This is a genomic window from Burkholderia sp. Ax-1724 (assembly GCF_011752995.1).
Lineage (GTDB): Bacteria > Pseudomonadota > Gammaproteobacteria > Burkholderiales > Burkholderiaceae > Paraburkholderia.
Genome location: NZ_VWWL01000014.1, coordinates 88,452 through 108,309 on the forward strand (window position 1 = coordinate 88,452; position 19,858 = coordinate 108,309).

The window sequence follows — 19,858 nt, forward strand, 5'->3', positions numbered from 1 at the left end:
GGTGACACCCCCGCGATCACACCGATGGCCGCATCACCGCTCGCGCGGCGCCGCGGTCGAGGCGCGCACGACCAGCTTCGGTGCCGACGAAACCCGCATCGGCGCAGGCCCCGGCGCTTTATTCGCAGCGCGTCCCGCCGGCCCATACGACGACTCGATCAGCTCGCGCAACAGCTCGACCGCCAGCCCGGCGACCTCGACCGTCGGCACGGCCACCGTGGTCAGCGCGGGACGTGATTCGCGCGCGAGCTGGATGTCGGTGATGCCGACCACCGACAGATCGTGCGGCACCCGCAGGCCGAGATCGGCGGCCGCGTGCATCGCGCCGAGCGCGGGCAGGTCGTTGGTCGCGAAGATCGCGGTGAGTTGGGGATCGGCTTCGAGCAGCGCACGCGCCGCGAGGTAGCCGCCGTGGATCGTATCGGCCGCGTGCCTGACGCGGTTCTTCGCGACGCCGCCCGCGCGCAGCGCGTCGACGAAACCTTCGTAGCGTGCCGCGTGAATACCCTGGGCCTTGCTGCCGACGATCGCGCCGAAGCGCCGATGTCCGAGCGCGAGCAGATGCGCGCCGGCCAGCTCTCCCGCGAGCCGGAAGTCGACCGCGACGCACGGCAACCCCGGCGGCTCGTTGGGCCGCTCCCATATGCACAGCACGACCGGCGTGCCGCGTGCTTCGGTCGCATGCAGGTCCACGAAATCGAGGTTCGCATTGGTCACGAGCACGCCCTCGGAGAGCGTGCCGGCAATCTGGTCGAGATACGCGCGGCCGGTCAGCGGATTTTCATTCGTATTGCAGATGATGACGAAGTGGCCGCTCGTGCGTGCCGCGCGCTCGACCGCGAGCGCGAACTCCGGATAGAACGGATTGGCGATGCTCGACACCATCAGCGCGAGCGTTGGCGCGCGGCCCTCGGCGAGCGCGCGCGCGGCGAGATGCGGGCGGTAGCCGAGCGCCTTGACCGCGTCGAGCACGCGCTGGCGGGTCGTTTCGCCGACGCGGCCGCGCTTGCGCAGAACGTTGGAGACGGTGGCCGGCGTGACACCGGCATGACGCGCGACTTCGCTGAGTGTAGTCATGGTACTTTCAATATCTGGGACGTCTGCCCGGCATTTGCGTCGCGGCGCAAGGCGCGGCAACATCTGTCGTCGAACAGGCAGACAAACGATATCGGAGACAGCCCCAACGATCGCAGGCGATCGATTTTTTCGGTCCTGCTGATTAAGCGCTTAATCTCCGACTTCGCGCCGATTAAATCACGGAGTCGATGCAATGGCGAGCATTTCCTTACGAGGCGTGCAAAAGGCGTATGGCGACGGCGCGCCGGTTATCCGCAATGTTGATCTGGAGATCGGGGAGAACGAGTTCTGCGTGTTCCTCGGGCCGTCGGGTTGCGGCAAGTCCACGCTGCTGCGCATGATCGCCGGGCTTGAGGACGTGACGGACGGCGACCTCGCGATCGGCGGGAAGATTGTCAACGATGTGCCCGCCGCGCAGCGCGGCGTTGCGATGGTGTTCCAGAGCTACGCGCTGTTTCCGCACATGACCGTGTTCGAGAACATGGCCTTCGGCCTGAAGCTCGCCAAAACGCCGAAGGACGAAATCGAGCGCAAGGTGCACGAAGCCGCGCGCATTCTGCAACTCGAAGCGCTGCTCGAACGGCGGCCCAAGGCACTCTCGGGCGGACAGAGGCAACGCGTTGCGATCGGCCGCGCGATCGTGCGCGAGCCCGGCGTGTTTCTGTTCGACGAGCCGCTCTCGAATCTCGATGCAACGCTGCGCGGGCAAACGCGCGTCGAGATCGCGCGCCTGCACAGGCAGTTCGCGAAGGCGAGCGTGGTCTACGTCACGCACGATCAGATCGAAGCGATGACGCTTGCCGACAAGATCGTGCTGCTGCACGCAGGCAAGGACACCGAGCGCTACGGCAGCATCGCGCAGATCGGCGCGCCGCTCGAATTGTATCGGCATCCGAAGAGTCGTTTCGTGGCCGGCTTTATCGGCTCGCCGCGCATGAATTTTCTGCCGGGCAAAGTCGCGTCGATCGACGCGCAAGGCGTGCTTGTCACGCTCGATCACAGCGCCGAAAACATCCACGCGCCGGTGAGCGGCACGGGTCTGCAAATCGCGCAGCCGGTCACGCTCGGCGTGCGGCCCGAACATCTCGAGTTCGTCGATGCATTCGCCGACGTATCAGCATCGGTATCGGTATCAGCATCGGCAACGACTCCGGCCGATGGCGTGCTCACGCGCAGCGTCGCGCTCGTCGAACAGCTCGGCGAACACAGCTACGTCCACCTCGATCAACCCGGCGGCGCCGTGCTGATTGCCAAGGCGCCGGGCGAAACGCGTCTCGCGCCAGGCGAGCGCGCGAGCCTGCGCGTGCCGCGTGCGGCCTGCCATCTGTTTACCGAAGACGGCTTTGCGGCCGCGTCGCTCGAATCCGTCGAACACTACGCTTGAATAACATGGGGACCTGGGATGCGCCTTGGAGTCTGTTACTACCCGGAACACTGGCCCGAATCGATGTGGGACGACGACGCGCGGCGGATGAAAGCGCTCGGCATCGAGCAGGTGCGGATTGCCGAATTTGCGTGGAGCCGCATGGAGCCGACGCCCGGCGAATACGACTGGGGCTGGCTCGATCGCGCGATCGACGTGCTTGGCGCGGCGGGTCTTAAGGTCGTCATGTGCACGCCGACCGCGACGCCGCCGAAATGGCTGATCCATCGTCATCCCGACATCCTGCCGGTCGGCGCCGATGGACGTCCGCGCGCGTTCGGTTCGCGGCGCCATTACGACTTCTCGTCGCCCGCGTATTTCGAAGCATCGCAACGCATCTGCACGGCGGTGGCCGAGCGTTACGGCAAACATCCGGCGGTCGCGTACTGGCAGACCGATAACGAATTCGGCTGTCACCAGACGGTGGTCAGCTATTCGCCGGCGGCCGTCGCGCGCTTTCGCGAGTGGCTCAAGGCGCGTTATCGCACGATCAAGGCGTTGAACGATGCATGGGGCACCGTGTTCTGGAGCATGGAGTACCGCAGCTTCGACGAAATCGATGCGCCTGTCGCGACCGTGACCGAAGCGCATCCCTCGCATCGCCTTGATTACCGGCGTTTCGCCTCCGATGAAGTGGCGCGCTACAACCGCATGCAGGTCGAGATTATCCGCGCGCATTCGCCGGGGCGGCCCGTCGCGCACAACTTCATGCAACTCTTTACCGAGTTCGATCACTACAAGGTCGCGGCCGATCTCGACGTTGCGACGTGGGACAGCTATCCGCTCGGCGCGCTCGAAGAGCAGTGGTTCGCACCGGACATCAAGGCGCGCTGGCTGCGCAGCGGTCATCCGGATTTCGCGTCGTTCAATCACGACGTGTATCGCGGCATGTCGAAGCTGCCGTTCTGGGTCATGGAGCAGCAGCCGGGGCCGGTGAACTGGGCGCACTGGAATCCCGCGCCATTGCCGGGCATGGTGCGGTTGTGGAGTTGGGAAGCGTTCGCGCACGGCGCGGGCTGCGTGTCGTATTTCCGCTGGCGTCAGGCGCCGTTCGCGCAGGAGCAGATGCATGCGGGTCTCAATACGCCCGATAACCGGCTCGACATCGGCGGTAGCGAAGCATCGCAAGTCGCCGGCGAGATTCGCACGGTGCTTGCCGAGCATGCCGATGTCGATGCCGACGCGAATGCGGCGGTTCGCTCGAAAGTTGCGCTTGTCTACGACTACGAAGCGAAGTGGCTGTTCGAGATTCATCCGCAGGGCGCGGACTTTCACTATCCGCGTTTCGCATTCGAGTACTACTCGGCATTGCGCGCACTCGGGCTCGACGTCGATGTCGTGCCGGCCGATGCTTCTTTCGATGGTTATAGCCTGATTGTCGTGCCGCCGTTGCCGGTCGTGCCGGGCGATTTCGCCGAACGGCTCGCACGCTCGGGGGCGCAAGTGGTGCTCGGTCCGCGCACTGGTTCGAAAACGCCTGATCTGCGGATTCCCGCCAATTTGCCGCCCGGCGTGTTGACCGGGGTATTGCCGCTGCGCGTATGGCGCGTCGAATCGATGCGGCCGAACGTGACGGAAGCGGTACTGCTCGAAGAGCCGGGCGCAAACGCGGAGGCCGCTGGCTTCGCGCGCCACTGGCGCGATTTCGTCGATAGCGATGCCACGTTTGCGCTCGATGTGCGCGCGCGTTTTGCGGACGGTCATCCCGCGTACGTGCGAAACGGCGCATGCCACTATTTCGCGAGCCTGTTCGACGACGCGCTCACGCAGCGTCTGTTCGCGCGGATCGCCCAGGAAGCCGGCATCGAAACGATGCCACTCGGCGATGCCGTACGCGTGAGCCGGCGCGGCGCGCTGACCTACGTATTCAACTACGGCGCCGAAGTGCATACGCTCGATCACGTTGCCGATCACGCTTTCGTGATCGGCTCGCGCGCGGTGGCTCCGCAGGGCGTGGCGATTTACCGTTCGTGACAGGAATCCGGTAAGGCTGCGGCAGTGCCATGCAGCAGTGCGATGCAGTAGTGCTATATCCCAGCTCCACACAGCAACGACACCGACGTAAAACCACGAAATACAGGAGACAGGCAGCATGAAACTGAAACCACGCAAGATTCTATTGACGCTCGCGCTGGCCGCTGTGGCGGCGGGCACGTCCGTCGTCGGCACGGCGCAGGCCAGCACGCTCGCGCTGAACATCGCATACAAGGGCGCGAGCCAGCGCGCGGTCTGGCAGCAGGTGGTCGACGAGTTCAAGAAAGCTCATCCTGGCATCGACGTGAAAGTGTCGTTTATCGACGAAGAAGCGTACAAGGTTCAACTGCCCGGTTGGCTCTCGACTGTCGCGCCCGATGTCGTCAACTGGCACGACGGCGAACGCATGGCGTATTACGCGCAGCGCGGCCTGTTCGAAGACCTGAGCGGCGACTGGCAGAAGAACGGCTGGAACGGGATGTATGCGTCGACGAAAGAAGCTTCGTCGTATAAGGGCAAGCAGTATGCCGCGCCGACCGTGTACTACTCGTGGGGGATGTTCTATCGCAAGGATCTGTTCGAGAAGGCCGGCATCAAGAGCGAGCCGAAAACGTGGGACGAGTTTCTCGACGCCGCGAAGAAGCTGAAGGCAGCGGGCATTACGCCGATTGCGGTAGCGGGCCGCGATGCGTGGACGCTCGCGGGCTGGTTCGATTATCTCGACCTGCGTCTGAACGGCAACGCGTTTCACCAGAAGCTGATGGCCGGTGAGATTCCCTACACCGATCCGCGCGTCAAGAAGGTTTATACGACGTGGAAGCAATTGATCGACGACGGCTACTTCATCGACAATTCGCTTTCCTACGATCTCGATGCGGTGCAGCCGTTCCTGTTCCAGGGCAAGGCCGGCATGATGCTGATGGGCACGTTTATCGCCGCGGGTTTTCCGCCGAACGTGAAACCGCAAATGGGCTACTTCCAGTTCCCGATCATCGATTCGAAGGTGTCGACCGCCGAAGACGGTCCGGTCGAATCGTTGCATATTCCGTCGAAAGCGAAGAACAAGGCCGATGCGCACACGTTCCTCGCATTCGTCGAAACGCCCGAGATCGGCGCGCAACTCGCTACAGGTCTCGGTTCCTTGTCGGCGAACAGCAAATCGCCCGAACCCGAAGATCCGATTTCGAAGATCGGCTTCCAGATTCTGTCGAATACGAAGGGCGGTATTGCGCAGTTCTATGATCGCGATATGACGAAGGAAATGGCCGACGAAGGGATGAAGGGGATGCAGCAGTTCATCTCCGATCCGACCAGGCTCGACGACATCCTCGCGCAACTCGAGCAGACCCGTCAGCGTATCTACAAGAAGTAAGCGGTGGCGGCCGCGAGGCCGCCGTTCGCCGTTGGGGATTGGAAACAGATCGGATCGGGAGAGTGATCGTGTCGCATTCCGTGAGCCGTCATAGCGTCGACGGTCCTGTTGAACCTGACGGGCCGGGCTCGCCCGTGCCCGGCGGCATGGTGGGCGGCGGCGCGCGGGTCGCATCGCGCCGCCGTGGTCCGACGCCGACCGCGCGGCGCCAGCGGCGCGCTGCGTTCCTGTTTCTCGCGCCGGCCTGCATCATGGTCGCCGTGTACGTGGTGTGGCCGATCCTCTCGACGATCCGTCTGAGCTTTTTCAACTGGGACGGTATGACCGAACCGTCGTTCATCGGTCTCGCGAACTACGTCGAACTGTTCCATACGCCGACGTTCTACACGGCACTCAGAAACAATCTCATCTGGCTCGTGCTGTTTCTGCTCGCTCCGCCGATGGGGCTCGCCGTCGCGCTGTATCTGAATCAGGCGGTGGCCGGCATTCGCATCGTGAAGTCGCTGTTCTTCGCACCGTTCGTGCTGTCGGGTGTCGTGGTCGGTCTGATCTTTTCGTGGTTCTACGATCCGACCTTCGGCCTGCTCGCGATGATTCTCGGTCATGGCGTGCCGGTACTCGGCGACCCGCGTTACGCGACGTTCGGCATCGTATTCGCGGCGCTGTGGCCACAAACCGCGTATTGCATGATTCTTTATCTGACCGGCCTCACCGCATTGAACGGCGAGCAGATCGAAGCCGCCCGCATGGAAGGCGCGCATGGCTGGTCGATGCTGTGGCACGTAATCCTGCCGCAATTGCGGCCGACCACGTTCATGGCGATCGTCGTGACGATCATCGGCGCGCTGCGCAGCTTCGATCTGATTTCGGTGATGACGGGCGGCGGCCCGTTCGAAAGCTCGACCGTGCTCGCGTACTTCATGTACGACCAGGCTATCAAGTACTACCGCATCGGCTATTCGGCGGCGATTGCGGTCGTGCTGTTCGGCATCATGCTCGTGTACATCGTCTATCATCTGCGGCGGATGCTGCGCGCCGAGCAATAAGGAGCGGCTCATGTTTCCGATGCCCATCGACAAATGGAAGCCGGCCACGCGCCGCGCGTACAAACTGACCTTGCCGGTCGCGCTGCTGATCTGGTTGCTGCCGATGATTGCGGTACTCGTTACGTCCGTGCGTTCGACCGAGGAATTGAGCGAGGGCAACTATTGGGGATGGCCGAAGCACTTCGCGATGTTCGATAACTATCGCGAGGCGTTGACCACCTCGCCGATGCTGCATTACTTCTGGAATAGCGTGCTGATTACGGTGCCGTCCGTTGTCGGTTCGATCGCGCTAGCCGCGATGGCGGGCTTTGCGCTCGCGATCTATCGCTTTCGTGGCAATTCGACGTTGTTTGCGACCTTCGTCGCCGGCAATTTCGTACCGATCCAGGTGCTGATGATTCCGGTGCGCGATCTGTCGTTGCAACTCGGTCTATTCAATACCGTAAGTGCGCTGATTCTGTTTCACGTCTCGTTTCAGACCGGTTTTTGCGCGCTGTTTCTGCGCAACTTCATCAAGCAACTGCCGTTCGAACTTGTCGAGGCCGCACGTATTGAAGGGGCGAACGAATGGACGGTGTTCTTTCGCATCGTGTTGCCGTTGATTCGTCCCGCGCTTGCTGCATTGGCGATTCTCGTGTTTACGTTCGTGTGGAACGACTATTTCTGGGCGCTGTGTCTGACGCAGGGCGATGATGCCGCGCCGATCACGGTCGGCGTCGCCGCGCTGAAAGGGCAGTGGACGACCGCATGGAATCTCGTTTCGGCGGGTTCGATTCTGGCTGCGCTGCCCTCGGTTGCGATGTTCTTCGCCATGCAGAAGCATTTCGTCGCGGGGCTGACGTTCGGGGCGACGAAAGGATGAACCCGAGGCGTGTTGCGCGTTGAGAGGTTGAGTGGAGAAGGGTTGCCCGCGTAAGCGGGCTTTTTTGTCACTCTTCCTTGGACCGGGTTCTTTCGGTCTGCTTTATCTGGCCTCGCCGACGCGTCGCAGTGCGGCATTCAACGCGGCACGCGCACTGTCGAGCGGCCGCTTGCCGTTGCTCGCCTCGCTCGCGAGATAAGCGGCCGGCGCCATCCACGGATGAGCAAATGCGACGACCGTTGCGCCCGCCGCATACGCGTCAGCGGCAGCCGATGAGATAGCCGCAAAGCAGCCGTTCATATTGCCGCTTTTGAACAGCGTCCAAACCAGCGGGGTATGTACGATTTCCACCGCGATTTCCGTCGACGCGGCGCTTTCGCTCGCATACTGCGTGAAAAGCTTGCGATTGGATTCGAGCGCGGCTTCGGCCGCGCATAACACGGCGATCTTGCCATTTGGCCCGGCCGATTCGGCGGCCCATGCAGCCAGTGCGGCATCTGTTCTGACGACAGGCACTGGCGCATTGCCGATTTCGGCAACCGCGGGCCCCAGCGTCGCGCAAGTCAGAATCACGGCATCGGCATTGGCCGCGAGGTCGAGAAGCGTACGGCACGTTTGCGCTTTTACATCGGCAGAGAATGTGCCGGCCCGCTCGACTGCTTCGCGAAGATCCGCGCGTACGAGATGCTGAAGATCGTCCGGCCGTAAACCGAGTTCCGTGGCTGCCTGTTCGAATACCTGTCTATTACTGTCTATCGTGTGCAGAAAGGAAATGCGCATGGCTTTGAGCTCCGGTGATGTGCCCGAGTCGAATGGCGCGTCGGGTTTATTGCATTCGTACACATTGTTCCGATGCCGCATTTCCTTAGCAAGGCAACATCGCCTACTGGTATGACTGCTACCCCCTTCGTCCGCAAACCGGCGGAAAACGGCCGGCGAGCCTGCGAATAACAAGGCCGGCCTTCTCGCGAAGGCCGGCCGGCTCACCTAAGCCGCTCAGGCCGGGTCAGCGTACTTCAGTGTCCACGTGAACGTGCGGTTGGCGCCGCCCGTCAGCGCGAACGGCTGGGTCTTACACACGAAATTGGAATGTAGCTGTCCAATCGGCGTGGTCGACAACGGATTGGTCGTCCCGTTCACGGTGTCGAATTGCGACAGCGCGCAATTGTCGAAACCGGTAGTGGCGTAATTGGTGGCGGGGCTATTCGTGTAGTTGACCGAGAAGCCGTCGCCGCCCGCGGTGGTGTTCTGGAAATCCGCGAAAGACGAGAAGTCCGTTTCCACCGACAGGTTGCCCGTCAACGTGCCCGAATTCAGCGTATCGCTGCGCGTGATCGTGCCGTGGCTGAAGGTCACGATCGTATGCACCTGCAGATCCAGATCTGTCGTGTACAGCGCGTTTTTCGCGGCTTGCCTGAATTTCGCTGTGTCGAACGTGACGACGACTTCGCCGTTATTTTCCTGCACGTTCAGGTTCTTGTAGTACGTGACGGGAATATAGGTTTTGCCGTTATACGACACCTGCGGAATCAGCAACGCGTAGGCGAGGTCGGTCGTGCCGTACGCGAGTTGATCCGAAGACGGCACCGGATAGTACGGTGTGTACGAGTTGTAGTCGGGCGCCTGGCTCAGGTTGAAGTTGATGACGCGCTTGCCGTCGCGAACCGTGATGAGCGCCGCGCTATACGGATGCGCGGTATCGGTCGGCTGGTTGTACCAGGTCAGCGTGTAATGCGGCTTCGTGTTGAGATAGGTTTGCATGTCGGTATCGGGAAGCGGTGCCTTGCCGTTGAAGCCGAGTTTGTCCCACCATGCGTTGACGTACATGAACTGATGCAGCAGGCTGAAGTTTTCGCCCATCACGCGCGGCTTGCCGCGATACGAGTCGGTGCCCCGGCCCTTGACCCACATGTTCACCGACGGCGTTGGCAAGGTCGGGTCGTACCAGAAGTTGCTGTAGCGATAAGCCGCCTTGTAGATGTACGAGTAGGCCACCTGCATTTCCTGCGGCGTGAGGACGCCCACATTGGCCGCCGCGGTCAGCACTTCCATGAATGCCGTATCGCCGTACGGGCCGATCGAGCGGCCGTAGTTGAAGCCCTGGCCGTTCGTATTGAGCTGCGGAAGAATGAGATCGACCGAGTTGCGCAGATACTGCTTCAGCTCCGGCGTCAGATTGGCCTCGTTACCCATTTCCAGCGTGCGCTCGGTCACTTCGCCGATCAGCAGCGTGCTGTAGCGGTCGTAGCGCGCCTGGTCGTAATAAGTCGTGTGCGTGTTCGAGGCTTCGTCGGAGAAGCCGCCCGTCGAGTCGTTGCGGATATGTTTCGTGAGCGTGTAGAGCAGTGCGTCGCGCGCGCCCATTGTGGCGACGGTCGGGTCGGTCGTTGAAGAAAACGTCGGATTGCTCCAGCCGAGTTTCTGGCGCAGCCCCGCGATACCGTACGACACCGCGTAGTAGTTCTGCGCGGTATTGAGCGAGGCGACGTCAATCGGGGTGCCGGCGGCCGGGCAGGTATTCTTTTGCCCGCTCGCGTCGGGGCCGAACATGTCGCAGAAGGTCAGGCGGTTTTGCAGCGTGGTCAGCATCGCGTCGCTGAACACTTCGTGCAGCATGCCATGCGCGTTGAAATTGTTGAGCGCGACGAGATAGTAGTACTCGCCCCAGGACGTATTCGCATACGTGTAATTGGCGCCCGTCATTTGCGTCATCATCGCGGTCGTGATCTTCTGATACGTCGCCAGATAATCCGCATAGGCCGGATCACCCTTCGTCTTCATATCGATCAGAATCCACGACAGGCCGAGCGCGAGCTTGCCGGGCAGGAATTTGTCGCCGGTGTTCGTATCGAGTACGTGAACCGGGTTGCCGTCGCCGAGATCCATGACCACTTGCGTGAAATCGGGCGATTTCCGGATCAGATCGAATAGCGCGCGCATCTGGCCCATCATCGTGATCGGAATGCCGGCGCCATCCGGCACGCTGGTGTCGGCCTGACCGTAGACGATGCCGTGCAGCGAAATCGCGCCGTTTTGGGACGGATCGGGCGTGGGCGTCGTGGTGGACGGCGAACTCGGGGAGCTGGGCGCAGCGGGCGAACTGTCGTTCGTGCTGCCGCCACAGGCGGTGATCAACAGGGCGGTGGCGGCACTGAGAGTAAGCGCAAGCGTGGTTTTCTTCGGTGAAAGCATGTCGTCTCCAGATTTTGATTTGATGGTGCGGATTCAATTGCTGGTTTTTAATGGTTTTTTATTTTCATCCCCTGGTCGGATTAATGAATTAAGTGATTTTTAAAATCTCGCCGGTACGGGTTTTAAAAAATACTAAACATCAGTCGTCATATAACTAAAATCAATAGGCAAAAAGATGCCCGTGCAGCGGGGCGAGTAATGCTCCCGTTGCGTGGCATTTTTACCAGTCTTCTTTCCTTGCCTGGCGGGCGTCTCCTGGATGGATCGCTGCTGTGCGCAGCATGAAGATTACGGTAACGCGTGTTTTCTTGTTACAGAAACATTCGTAAGTCATAGGAGATCATATCTCAAAGAAGATTGCAAGCAGTCGAAATGACGCTGAAGGCATAACTGGGCGCGCCTGAATCCGCGATGAATGGCCGTTTGCTGCTTCTAAATGGGTCTTTTGAATGCCGTTTTTAGTGGGCTTTCGTCGTCGATTATCAAAGGCGATTTATTGTGCTTGATATCGTTAGTCTTCCGAAGCTTTGTGTCCTGTGCTCTGATGTCGCGTTGCTTTCGTGCGGATGCTGTTTTGCTTCGAAAATGATTACAGGTAGGTGTTCTTGCTCGCATCGAGGATCTGAAGTTAAACGTTTTCCTTGTCTCTGCGGCCTGAAAATCGACGCCGAAAATTATCCGGGATTACTGAATATCTGTGGCGTCCGGCGCGCTGTTCTGAGCGATTGCCGGCGGCTTGAGCCACCCATCGGCTAAGATACGGCCCGCCTCGCATTTTTTAGAAAAAAGGAGTGGTTTCGATGTTCCAACCAAGCAACGTATTCAAGGAAAATCTTGCGCAGATGCCTGCGATCGACGGCATCGCGCGCATCGATCTGGTCGACGGCAAGGGCACCGTGGTCGCCAGCATCGAGAACAAGCCGGGCAAGCAGGGCTCGCTCGCGGTCTACAACTATCTGCATGCCACGTTCGGTGCGCTGGACTCCAAGGCAGCCGAATACGGCCTCGCGCTCTTCGCCGAACATACGGCCGACGCGCGCAACCGTCCGGGCGCGCACCCGAGCGTCGATCATCTGCTCGCCATCGCGGCTGGCGCCGAGGCCCTGCGTATCGACGTTGTCGCGGCGGCCTGAGGCTGCCTGAAGTTCTCTGAAAGCGTACGGCAGGTTAGACGTTTTCCTGCCGTTGCCGTGAGTTTTCCGCAAGCTCCGATGCGCCCGCGAACGGGATTCGCGGCCTGTCGGGCCCTTATTTAAGTAAAAACCCTGATTTTTTCGATCGCAGTGGATTGGCTTCACAATCGGCTTCTATTCGACGAATTGAAAAGCCGGCGGCCGGCGCACACTGGGTTCGTGCCATTCGCGTTCACTGCGCCAGGAGTGTCAGATGTCTTCCCGCCACGATAAAAGCCGTCAATTCGAAGCCGGCCTGCCGGAATTTGCCACCCCGGAGCGGGGCAGCCCGTTGTCCGGTCCCGATGCGGAGATCATGCGAGAGTTGCAGCACCGCTCCGAAGCCGTATTGCGCCTGGCGACCGAAACCCACGCCGCCGTTGCGCGCAGCGACGCGGCCGGCGCCGAGTTCGCGCGCCGATCGCTTGCAACGCAGTTGACGCTGACGACCGGCCTGATCGACGAACTGCTGTTCGGCGAGTCAGGCGAGTCCGTGCTGCATTGACGGCTTCAGCACATCCGGTACTTCGGTATTAACCCGCACTCCCCATTCTCCGGAGACTGACATGAGCGCTCTGACGGTAGTTCTTTGCATCTGGGCGATGCTGGCTTTTTGCGCGATCCTGTTCATTCGCGGCGCGAGTCCGCGTATCGAGCCCGTGGCGAAAGAGCCGGGCCGCCGTCCCTCGCGCTATTCGATTGCCGAGTAATTTCACCCGGTCAATCACAGCCGGTCAACGGCGTCGAACCAACGGGGTAACATGAAGTGCGGAGCGCTTGTGCTGAACGGCGCTGCCGATGTTGCCACCGGAGGTTCTCGCATGGACACACATTCGATTCTCGGCATGATGCATGCCGAAGAGGCTTTGCTGGTCTCCATCGTGCGCTCGCTGCCAGCGGACATCCGGCGCAAGATCGCCAATGACTTTCACGAGCAGGCGCAACTCGCCGAAACCTCGCATCTGAATCCGACGACGAACCGCGAAGCGGGCGACGCGTTCAAGGCGCATGTCCGTCGTCTGTCGAACATGCTTGCTTCGTTATCTTGACTAAATGCACCGAATGCAATGAATGAGGCGAAGGCGCGCATGCGCGCCGGCCTCGTTCGCGTGAATGGCTTTCGGTGCAATGGTCTGCAAGGCCCGGGCGATGCCGTCCCAGGTGGCGCTTTGCGCACCTGCTTATTGGGGGCAGCTTAAGCCTGACTTAAGAAAGCATCCATAGGCTTCCAGCAGCCTCATGCAGCGTCTCGCGCAGTACCCGGAGATGCTGTTCCAACGAAACCGCCGTGCATGCCTCTCGCGCCTGCGACGGTCGACCGCTTAGCCTTAGTCAATGCCTCTATCCGTAGCCCGCATCCTGCCGGGGCGCGCCAGCAAAATCATTGTTGTATGTGCAATGAGCTCGGTGTGCGCGGCGTACCTGATGACTCACGACCATGCCGCGCGCAACGACGAACCCGACGTCTTGCTGGTGAGCAAGGATTCGACGACCGCCGCCGCGCGTTTACCGGCGACGACTGCACCGATTCCGCAACTGCTCGCGTTCACCGTTAAAAAGGCGCCGATCGAACGCAACTTCGCGGCGGCCACGCAAAGCCTCGGCGTCGATGTCGGCACCACGGCGATTCTGGTCCGTGCGTTCCATAACGAACTCGACCTGACGCGCGACCCGCAACCGGGCGACCAGGTGAGCGCGGTGTTCGACAACAACGGCGGTGGCGACAAAGCCGACGCCACGCAGGGCAACGGCGGGAGTGCTTCCATCGTGTCCGCGCGCGAACCGCTCGCGGTTCGCATCGTGCGCGGATCGGCCACGCACGACGTGTTTCTGTACAAGGACCTGCACGGCCAGCCGCTCTATTACACGAAAGACGGCGCGAGCACGAAGCCCGCCTTCGATCGATATCCGCTGGCTTTCACGCGCGTGTCATCCGGTTTTTCGTTGCGCCGCTTCGATCCGGTCGCACATCGTTGGCAAAGTCATAACGGTGTCGATCTCGCCGCGCCTCCCGGCACGCCCGTGCATGCGACGGCGCGAGGCGTGATCCGCTTTATCGGCCGTCAGACCGGTTACGGCAAAGTCGTCGTTATCGAGAATCCCGCACCGTATTCGACGACGTTCGCGCATTTGTCGCGTTTTGCGAAAGGGCTGCGGCGCGGCAGTCATGTCGCGCGTAATCAGGTGATCGGCTATGTCGGCGAGACCGGTTGGGCGACCGGGCCGCATCTGCATTACGAGGTGCACGTCGACAATGTGCCGCAAGACCCGTTGACGGTCGGACTGCCGGAGAAAACGCCGCTGCGCGCCGGGGAGTTGCAGCAATTCGAGGCCCGCGTTGCGCAATTGACGGCGCTGCTATGAAACGGGAATGGCCGCTGTCCGGGTTCGGTTTCAGCTTTGCGACACGCCGGTCCGTGCCAGGTAATCGCTACTCCGTCTCGTAACGCGCAGGCAATTCTGACCGGAGTACCCGGCAAACCTTTGCCGCTCAACATCGATACGGGTTTTCCCGCGCGCCTCGAATCAATGCAGGCCGACGCGCGCGACGGCATCGCTGCACCATGGTGGTGTCTCAATTCCGACTCATCGCGTGCGATCGGGCCCACGCGATACGCGCTGCGAAAGCTCAGATCATTTGCCGGCAAGGTTTGCAGCATCATGGCACGGCCGTTGCAATAAGAGCGGCACAAGAACCAGATACGCTGCAACCGGCAAGCACGTAGTGAATAACAGCCGACAGCAGCACATGTCTTCGTGATTCGCGTTCGGGGAGATTGACGCGTCTTGCGAGGGGCGGCGGGGCCAACTCAGGGCGGATGTCAATAAACAACGACGCGAGTGAGCGATGCGAAAGCATCGGTCACTCGCGATCATGACAACGTGAAGCGATGACCTCGCCACTTTTTACGTCCTCGTGGACGGAGTCGAATTTACCGTAAGTTCACGGTAAAGCATCGGCGCGATGCCGCCGATTCGTGGGGCTGGCGCTTGCGTGCCGGCCGGCAGGCTGCGAAGATCACGCTAACGCTCCTGCCGTTCCCGACTCTCCGGTGTGCGTGCTTCCTGTTTGCGATGGTTCGAACTGCTCATGTTGAGCCGTAGCAAGCCGTTCACGCGAATGCGCGCGCAGGAGCCGTCAATACACGGTATGCATCGTCCGCCCGGGGAATTCCATGTTCGCGTCGATCCCGTTTCCTGAATTGCTGCACCACGCGAGCCTCTGGCTGAAAGCCTACGCACTCGCGCTGCTGACGATGGGCATCGGTGCATGGCTCGAGCGCCGCTGGCCGGCCGCGTTGCTGCAATCGCGCGCGGGGCAACGGTTGAACATGGCGTACGCGGGAGTGTATCTGGCGCTTGTCGAGGCCGCGAAGCCGCTCGCGGCAGCGGCCAGTGTCGCGATCGTGAATGCGTTCGGCGGCGGCATGGTGGTGCTCGTGTCGCAAGGGTGGGGCGCGCTGGCGTCGTTCGTGATCGTGCTGCTGACAATCGATCTGCTCGAATACGCGTTTCATCGCCTGCAGCACACGTGGCCTGTGTTGTGGAAGCTGCATTCGCTGCACCATAGCGCGGTGGATTTCAACGTGACGATCACGCTGCGGCATCACTGGCTCGAAGTACTGATTAAGGGCTGCCTGCTTTATCCGATCGTCGGCGTGCTGTTCAGGGTCGAACCGTGGATCGTCGGCGCGACCTCGGTCGTGTTCCTCTTTGGCAACTACTTCTCGCATCTGAATCTGCGCGTGGACCTCGGCCGTTACGTCACGTGGGTCAGCAATCCGCAGTATCACCGTTTGCATCACTCGATCCGCGCGGAGCATCTCAATCACAACTTCGCGCAATTGCTGCCGATGTGGGACCACGTATTCGGCACGCGGTGGGTGCCCGCGAAACATGAATGGCCGGTTACGGGTCTCGACGACGGCACGCAGCCGCGCTCGCTGCTTGGCGCGTTGAGCTGGCCGTTAGGTGTCCATGCCAGGCGCGAGGCGGTGCCTGTTCGCAAGCCGCTCGCGTTGCTGGACAAGGAAACGGAATGACATTGGCGGCTTGGGAAGCCGCGCGGTGAAGCAACGGTGCAGCGGCTATGTGAATCGGCTATGAAGCGGCGCGGTTGCAAAGCCGGTTCGCGCGCTATGCGGCAGGCTGCGCGTTGCGCACGGCTTTGCCGCCCAATAGCGAAACGATCAACGTAGCCATCACGAGCAGGCACAGCGCGACGCGCAAGCCGAGCCAGCCTGCGCCGAGGCCGATTAGCGGCGGTCCGACCAGAAAGCCCGCGTAACCGGCCGTGGCCGCCATCGAGACGCCGATCGCGGGCGTCGCGGTCGAGCGGCCGGCCGTGCTGAAAATCACCGGCACGATATTCGCGAGACCGATGCCGACCATCGCGAAGCCGACGCACGCGGTCAGCACTGTCGGCAGGCTCAATACCAGCGCGAGCCCGGCCAGCGCGATCAGGCCGCCGAGCGCGACGACCCTGCTCGAACCGAAGCGGCGCACCGAGGCATCGCCGGCGATCCGGCAGGCCGCCATCGAAAACGCAAACGCGGAGTAGCCGATAGCGGCGACGCTCGCTTCCTGATTCAGGGCCGAGCGCAGATACACCGCGCTCCAGTCGGCCACCGCGCCTTCCACGAGCATGCAGAGAAACGCGAGCATCGCCAGTTTCATCACGCCGCTGTCGGGCCATGCGAAGCCGCTCGACGTGGCGGCCGCGCGCGCGCCGACATCGCGCAATGCCAGCGACGCGGAAAAAACGATCAGGATTGCGATGCATAGGTCGGGCGCCAGCAGTCCGCCGATCACCCCGATGCCGTTCTTCTGCAACATGGCGCCGGTTGCGGCGCCGAGCAGACCGCCGGCGCTCCATGCCGCATGAAACGACGACATGATCGGCGCGCGCCACTGTGTTTCGATGGCACTCGCGTGTCCGTTCATCGACACGTCGAGCGCGCCATTCGACGCCCCCAGCACGAACAGCACGGCACACAGCGCCGCCATGCCGGGCGCGAGCGCGGGCAATGGCAAGGCGATGGCGAAGGCCACGCCGAGCAGCGCGGTCGCGCGGCCGCTGCCGAAGCGTGGCGCGAGTTGTCCCGCGAGCGGCATGGCGACGATCGCGCCGAGCGCGAAGCAGAACAGCGCGATGCCGAGCGCCGCGTCGCCAAGCGCGAGGCTTTCCTTGATGCGCGGCACTTCGACCGCCCATGCGCCGATGCCGAAACCGTTGGCGAGAAAGATACCGATCGTCGCGATGCGTTCCTTGACCGGCTTGCCGCGCGAGTTGTCGGGCGTCGTCATGAACGTGCCACCGTCACGTTGTCGCAGACGGCTTCGAGGCGCTTGAGCCGCGCGCGCGGCACGTCGGCCTCGACGAACAGATAGTCGATCGCCGATGCGGGCGCGACCGCGAACGGTGCTGCCGTCATGAGTTTTTCCGACGTCAGCGCGATGGCGATCCGGCCGCTGGACTTGACCATCGCGCGTTTCAATTCGGCATCCTCTGCGTCGAATGCAGCGACGCCTTCCTCGGGATCGAGCGCACAGGCGCCGAGAAAGCAGAGGTCGGCGCGAATCTGCTGGACTTGCAGCAGTGCGGTTGCGCCGAGCGAGCCGGCCGCGCCGCGAGCAATACGCCCGCCGACGAGTATCACGTCGAAACCGGTCCGGTTTAGCAAACGCGTGCCGGCTTCGGGCGAATTCGTCACGACGGTGAGATCGGCGTTCTCGGGAAGGGCTTCTGCAATCGCGACGTTTGTCGAGCCGGCGTCGAGCAGAATGATCTGCTTCGGCCGCACGATCGATGCAGCTGCCGTGGCGAGGCGCGCCTTGCGATCGACGGCTTCGTGCATGCGGAGCGCGGCCGGTTTGTCGGCGGGCGAGATCAGCAGGGCGCCGCCGTATACGCGCTTGCAGTGCCCCTGGTCGGCGAGATCGCGCAGATGGCGGCGCACCGTGTGCTCCGAGGTCTGTAACTCGGCGGCGAGTTCCGCCGCCAGCACGCGACCGTGCGTGCGCAGGCGTTCGAGAATCAGCGCTTCGCGCTGCTCGGGCAGGAGTCCGTTGATGGCTTCCTCTCGCGTTCGCTGCATGGCGTCTCCTTGCTCGATGGGCTTGAATCGATCATAAACGAGCAAAATTTATCGTAAACGTGCAGTCGATGCAAGCGGAGCCGTCGCGGGCTCAGGCGATGCGTTGCTGGCCGCGCGCACTGCGGCCGAAGAATAGCCAGTCGAGCAGCCATACCGCGACGAGCGTCGCGCCCATCAGCGGAAAGACGATGCCGAGCAGAATAAGGCCGGCTTTCCAGCCGCGCATCGGCGGCGCGGCGCGTTCGCGCGACGGCGCGCCGAGCGTGCCGGACACACGCAGCGGCCGCCGTTTCCACCACATCACGCAGCCCGTCACCGCGAGCGCGGCGAGGCCGAGCGAAATGGCCGCGCAGAGCAACTGGTTTGCCACGCCGAAATAGCGGCCCATATGCAGCGACGTACCGTACGACACGGCCTTCGCGATGGCGCCATAGTCGCCGTAGCGGATGTCTTTCAGCACCGCGCCACTATATTGGTCGATATATAGCGTGCGTTCGTCTTTCGGATTCCCTGGGAAATAGGAAATGGTATAGATGCCGGTGGCGGAATCCGGCAGCACGATGCTGTAGCCGTCGGTGATGCCGAGAGAGGTGGCGAACGCGGCGATATGGCCGAGCGAAAGGGGCTGTGGCGCTTCGGCGCTTGCATCGGTTGCTGCATCGCGGGACGAGGGCACGGGTGCATTGCCGGCGGCCCACGGTTTGAGCGGCAGCGGCAGGTCGTCCATGACCATACCGGGCATCGAGTCCATGCGGGCGTGGGCTTCATGGGCGCCGTGCGCATCCTTTGCCTCTGCGTGGTCTGCGTGCGTACCCGGCAATGCGGAGCGCAGCGCCAGACCTTTCCATGCGCCCGGCGGCGCGCCGAGCTGCGCGGCAGTCGCGAGCGCCTTGAACTGCTTGCCCCACGAGCCGGTCCACGGCAGGCCCGTCAGCACGAAGGCGAGCGCGCCGAGCGCGAGCCAGATGCCGAGTGTCGCGTGGATGCTTTTCCAGAGCGGGCGCCCTGACAGCGACAGGCGCGGTGCCAGTGCGGCGCGCACGGTGGTTCCGGCGCGCGGCCACCAGAGCGCGACGCCGGTGCCGATCATCACGAGCGTCCAGCATGCGACCAGTTCCATCAGCAATTCGCCGGGTTTGCCGAGTAGCAGCTTGCGATGCAGCATGCGATCGACCTGCATGAAACGGCGCTCGACGCTCAGTGTGCCTAATGCCTCGCCGTTATACGGATTCAGATAGACGCTCTGTTGCGTGCGGTCCGCGAGACGGAAAACGAATTCGGCGCTGCGTTGCGCGTCGCTTGTGATAACCGCGGTCGTCGCGACGGCATCGGCCGGCATGGCCGCGCGCGCTTTCGCCAACAGTACGTTGGGGGGCAGCCTCGGTACCGCTTGCGGTGCGACGATCAGGCGGTGCCGATACAGCAGCGGCTCGATCTGCGGCTGGAAGCAATACAGCGTGCCGGTGACGGCCAGCACGAGCAGAAAGGGCATCACGAAGAGGCCGGCGTAAAAGTGCCAGCGCCATAGCGTTCGGTACCCCGAATACGTGGAACCGGTGTTCGCACCGGCGCTCGGGTCCGCGGTCGAATCGCGGGCAACGCGCTCGTGTTCAGCGGCATGAGTTGTGGACATGAAATCCTC

The 19,858-nt window shown here is 62.2% G+C and carries 17 protein-coding genes; 11 read left to right on the forward strand and 6 right to left on the reverse strand.

All coding sequences use genetic code 11. From position 1 onward, the window contains the following. Nucleotides 1–33: 33 nt before the first annotated feature. On the reverse strand, nt 34–1,077 hold the full coding sequence (locus F3J19_RS17965; protein WP_167043737.1) for a LacI family DNA-binding transcriptional regulator: 1,044 nt from the start codon (nt 1,075–1,077) through the stop codon (nt 34–36). 193 nt (nt 1,078–1,270) lie between these two features. Between F3J19_RS17965 and ugpC the strand changes: the two genes are divergently transcribed. From ugpC to F3J19_RS17990, 5 genes are all read left to right on the forward strand, one after another. After that, nucleotides 1,271–2,461 (forward strand): sn-glycerol-3-phosphate ABC transporter ATP-binding protein UgpC, encoded by a 1,191-nt coding sequence (ugpC, locus tag F3J19_RS17970; protein WP_167043739.1) that lies wholly within the window; start codon nt 1,271–1,273, stop codon nt 2,459–2,461. A gap of 18 nt (nt 2,462–2,479) precedes the next feature. After that, nucleotides 2,480–4,474, forward strand: coding sequence for a beta-galactosidase (locus F3J19_RS17975; RefSeq protein WP_167043741.1), 1,995 nt, complete (start codon nt 2,480–2,482; stop codon nt 4,472–4,474). 118 nt (nt 4,475–4,592) lie between these two features. After that, nucleotides 4,593–5,846, forward strand: coding sequence for an extracellular solute-binding protein (locus F3J19_RS17980; protein ID WP_167043743.1), 1,254 nt, complete (start codon nt 4,593–4,595; stop codon nt 5,844–5,846). A gap of 68 nt (nt 5,847–5,914) precedes the next feature. Next, nucleotides 5,915–6,892 (forward strand): sugar ABC transporter permease, encoded by a 978-nt coding sequence (locus F3J19_RS17985; protein ID WP_205988541.1) that lies wholly within the window; start codon nt 5,915–5,917, stop codon nt 6,890–6,892. Between the two features lie 10 nt (nt 6,893–6,902). Beyond that, nucleotides 6,903–7,754 carry a carbohydrate ABC transporter permease gene (locus tag F3J19_RS17990; RefSeq protein ID WP_167043747.1) on the forward strand — a complete coding sequence of 284 codons (852 nt, stop codon included), beginning with the start codon at nt 6,903–6,905 and terminating at the stop codon, nt 7,752–7,754. A gap of 102 nt (nt 7,755–7,856) precedes the next feature. Here the strand turns inward: F3J19_RS17990 and F3J19_RS17995 are convergent, their stop codons facing one another. Next, on the reverse strand, nt 7,857–8,741 hold the full coding sequence (locus tag F3J19_RS17995; protein ID WP_345891047.1) for an arylsulfatase: 885 nt from the start codon (nt 8,739–8,741) through the stop codon (nt 7,857–7,859). Nucleotides 8,742–8,750: 9 nt separating this feature from the next. After that, on the reverse strand, nt 8,751–10,946 hold the full coding sequence (locus F3J19_RS18000) for a hypothetical protein (RefSeq protein ID WP_167043749.1): 2,196 nt from the start codon (nt 10,944–10,946) through the stop codon (nt 8,751–8,753). 800 nt (nt 10,947–11,746) lie between these two features. Here F3J19_RS18000 and F3J19_RS18005 point away from each other — a divergent pair. The 6 genes from F3J19_RS18005 to F3J19_RS18030 all read left to right on the forward strand — a co-directional run bounded on the left by F3J19_RS18005 (nt 11,747) and on the right by F3J19_RS18030 (nt 16,161). Then, nucleotides 11,747–12,079: a DUF2322 family protein gene (locus tag F3J19_RS18005; RefSeq protein ID WP_167043751.1), complete on the forward strand. Its 333-nt coding sequence runs from the start codon at nt 11,747–11,749 to the stop codon at nt 12,077–12,079. Between the two features lie 253 nt (nt 12,080–12,332). Further along, on the forward strand, nt 12,333–12,623 hold the full coding sequence (locus F3J19_RS18010) for a hypothetical protein (protein WP_167043752.1): 291 nt from the start codon (nt 12,333–12,335) through the stop codon (nt 12,621–12,623). 61 nt (nt 12,624–12,684) lie between these two features. Further along, nucleotides 12,685–12,828 (forward strand): hypothetical protein, encoded by a 144-nt coding sequence (locus F3J19_RS18015; RefSeq protein WP_167043754.1) that lies wholly within the window; start codon nt 12,685–12,687, stop codon nt 12,826–12,828. A 111-nt stretch (nt 12,829–12,939) separates the two neighbouring features. Beyond that, a complete protein-coding gene (locus F3J19_RS18020; RefSeq protein ID WP_167043756.1) occupies nt 12,940–13,167 on the forward strand; it encodes a hypothetical protein in 228 nt (75 codons plus the stop codon). A 376-nt stretch (nt 13,168–13,543) separates the two neighbouring features. Further along, nucleotides 13,544–14,482, forward strand: coding sequence for a M23 family metallopeptidase (locus F3J19_RS18025; protein WP_240159039.1), 939 nt, complete (start codon nt 13,544–13,546; stop codon nt 14,480–14,482). An 812-nt stretch (nt 14,483–15,294) separates the two neighbouring features. Continuing rightward, entirely contained in the window at nt 15,295–16,161 is an 867-nt protein-coding gene (locus tag F3J19_RS18030) for a sterol desaturase family protein (RefSeq protein ID WP_167043760.1), read from the forward strand. A gap of 94 nt (nt 16,162–16,255) precedes the next feature. Here the strand turns inward: F3J19_RS18030 and F3J19_RS18035 are convergent, their stop codons facing one another. The 3 genes from F3J19_RS18035 to F3J19_RS18045 all read right to left on the reverse strand — a co-directional run bounded on the left by F3J19_RS18035 (nt 16,256) and on the right by F3J19_RS18045 (nt 19,849). Beyond that, nucleotides 16,256–17,425, reverse strand: coding sequence for an MFS transporter (locus tag F3J19_RS18035; RefSeq protein WP_167043762.1), 1,170 nt, complete (start codon nt 17,423–17,425; stop codon nt 16,256–16,258). After that, nucleotides 17,422–18,216 carry a DeoR/GlpR family DNA-binding transcription regulator gene (locus F3J19_RS18040; protein ID WP_167043764.1) on the reverse strand — a complete coding sequence of 265 codons (795 nt, stop codon included), beginning with the start codon at nt 18,214–18,216 and terminating at the stop codon, nt 17,422–17,424. Before F3J19_RS18040 ends, F3J19_RS18035 begins: the two co-directional genes overlap by 4 nt. Before the next feature lie 91 nt (nt 18,217–18,307). Then, a complete protein-coding gene (locus F3J19_RS18045) occupies nt 18,308–19,849 on the reverse strand; it encodes a PepSY domain-containing protein (protein WP_167043766.1) in 1,542 nt (513 codons plus the stop codon). Nucleotides 19,850–19,858: the final 9 nt, after the last annotated feature.

Excerpts from the sequence above, each read along its gene's own strand:
- F3J19_RS17965 (WP_167043737.1), bottom strand. The coding sequence starts at position 1,077 with ATGACTACACTCAGCGAAGTCGCGCGTCATGCCGGTGTCACGCCGGCC.
- ugpC (WP_167043739.1), top strand. The coding sequence starts at position 1,271 with ATGGCGAGCATTTCCTTACGAGGCGTGCAAAAGGCGTATGGCGACGGC.
- F3J19_RS17975 (WP_167043741.1), top strand. The coding sequence starts at position 2,480 with ATGCGCCTTGGAGTCTGTTACTACCCGGAACACTGGCCCGAATCGATG.
- F3J19_RS17980 (WP_167043743.1), top strand. The coding sequence starts at position 4,593 with ATGAAACTGAAACCACGCAAGATTCTATTGACGCTCGCGCTGGCCGCT.
- F3J19_RS17990 (WP_167043747.1), top strand. The coding sequence starts at position 6,903 with ATGTTTCCGATGCCCATCGACAAATGGAAGCCGGCCACGCGCCGCGCG.
- F3J19_RS18000 (WP_167043749.1), bottom strand. The coding sequence starts at position 10,946 with ATGCTTTCACCGAAGAAAACCACGCTTGCGCTTACTCTCAGTGCCGCC.
- F3J19_RS18005 (WP_167043751.1), top strand. The coding sequence starts at position 11,747 with ATGTTCCAACCAAGCAACGTATTCAAGGAAAATCTTGCGCAGATGCCT.
- F3J19_RS18010 (WP_167043752.1), top strand. The coding sequence starts at position 12,333 with ATGTCTTCCCGCCACGATAAAAGCCGTCAATTCGAAGCCGGCCTGCCG.
- F3J19_RS18015 (WP_167043754.1), top strand. The coding sequence starts at position 12,685 with ATGAGCGCTCTGACGGTAGTTCTTTGCATCTGGGCGATGCTGGCTTTT.
- F3J19_RS18020 (WP_167043756.1), top strand. The coding sequence starts at position 12,940 with ATGGACACACATTCGATTCTCGGCATGATGCATGCCGAAGAGGCTTTG.
- F3J19_RS18025 (WP_240159039.1), top strand. The coding sequence starts at position 13,544 with ATGACTCACGACCATGCCGCGCGCAACGACGAACCCGACGTCTTGCTG.
- F3J19_RS18030 (WP_167043760.1), top strand. The coding sequence starts at position 15,295 with ATGTTCGCGTCGATCCCGTTTCCTGAATTGCTGCACCACGCGAGCCTC.
- F3J19_RS18035 (WP_167043762.1), bottom strand. The coding sequence starts at position 17,425 with ATGACGACGCCCGACAACTCGCGCGGCAAGCCGGTCAAGGAACGCATC.
- F3J19_RS18040 (WP_167043764.1), bottom strand. The coding sequence starts at position 18,216 with ATGCAGCGAACGCGAGAGGAAGCCATCAACGGACTCCTGCCCGAGCAG.
- F3J19_RS18045 (WP_167043766.1), bottom strand. The coding sequence starts at position 19,849 with ATGTCCACAACTCATGCCGCTGAACACGAGCGCGTTGCCCGCGATTCG.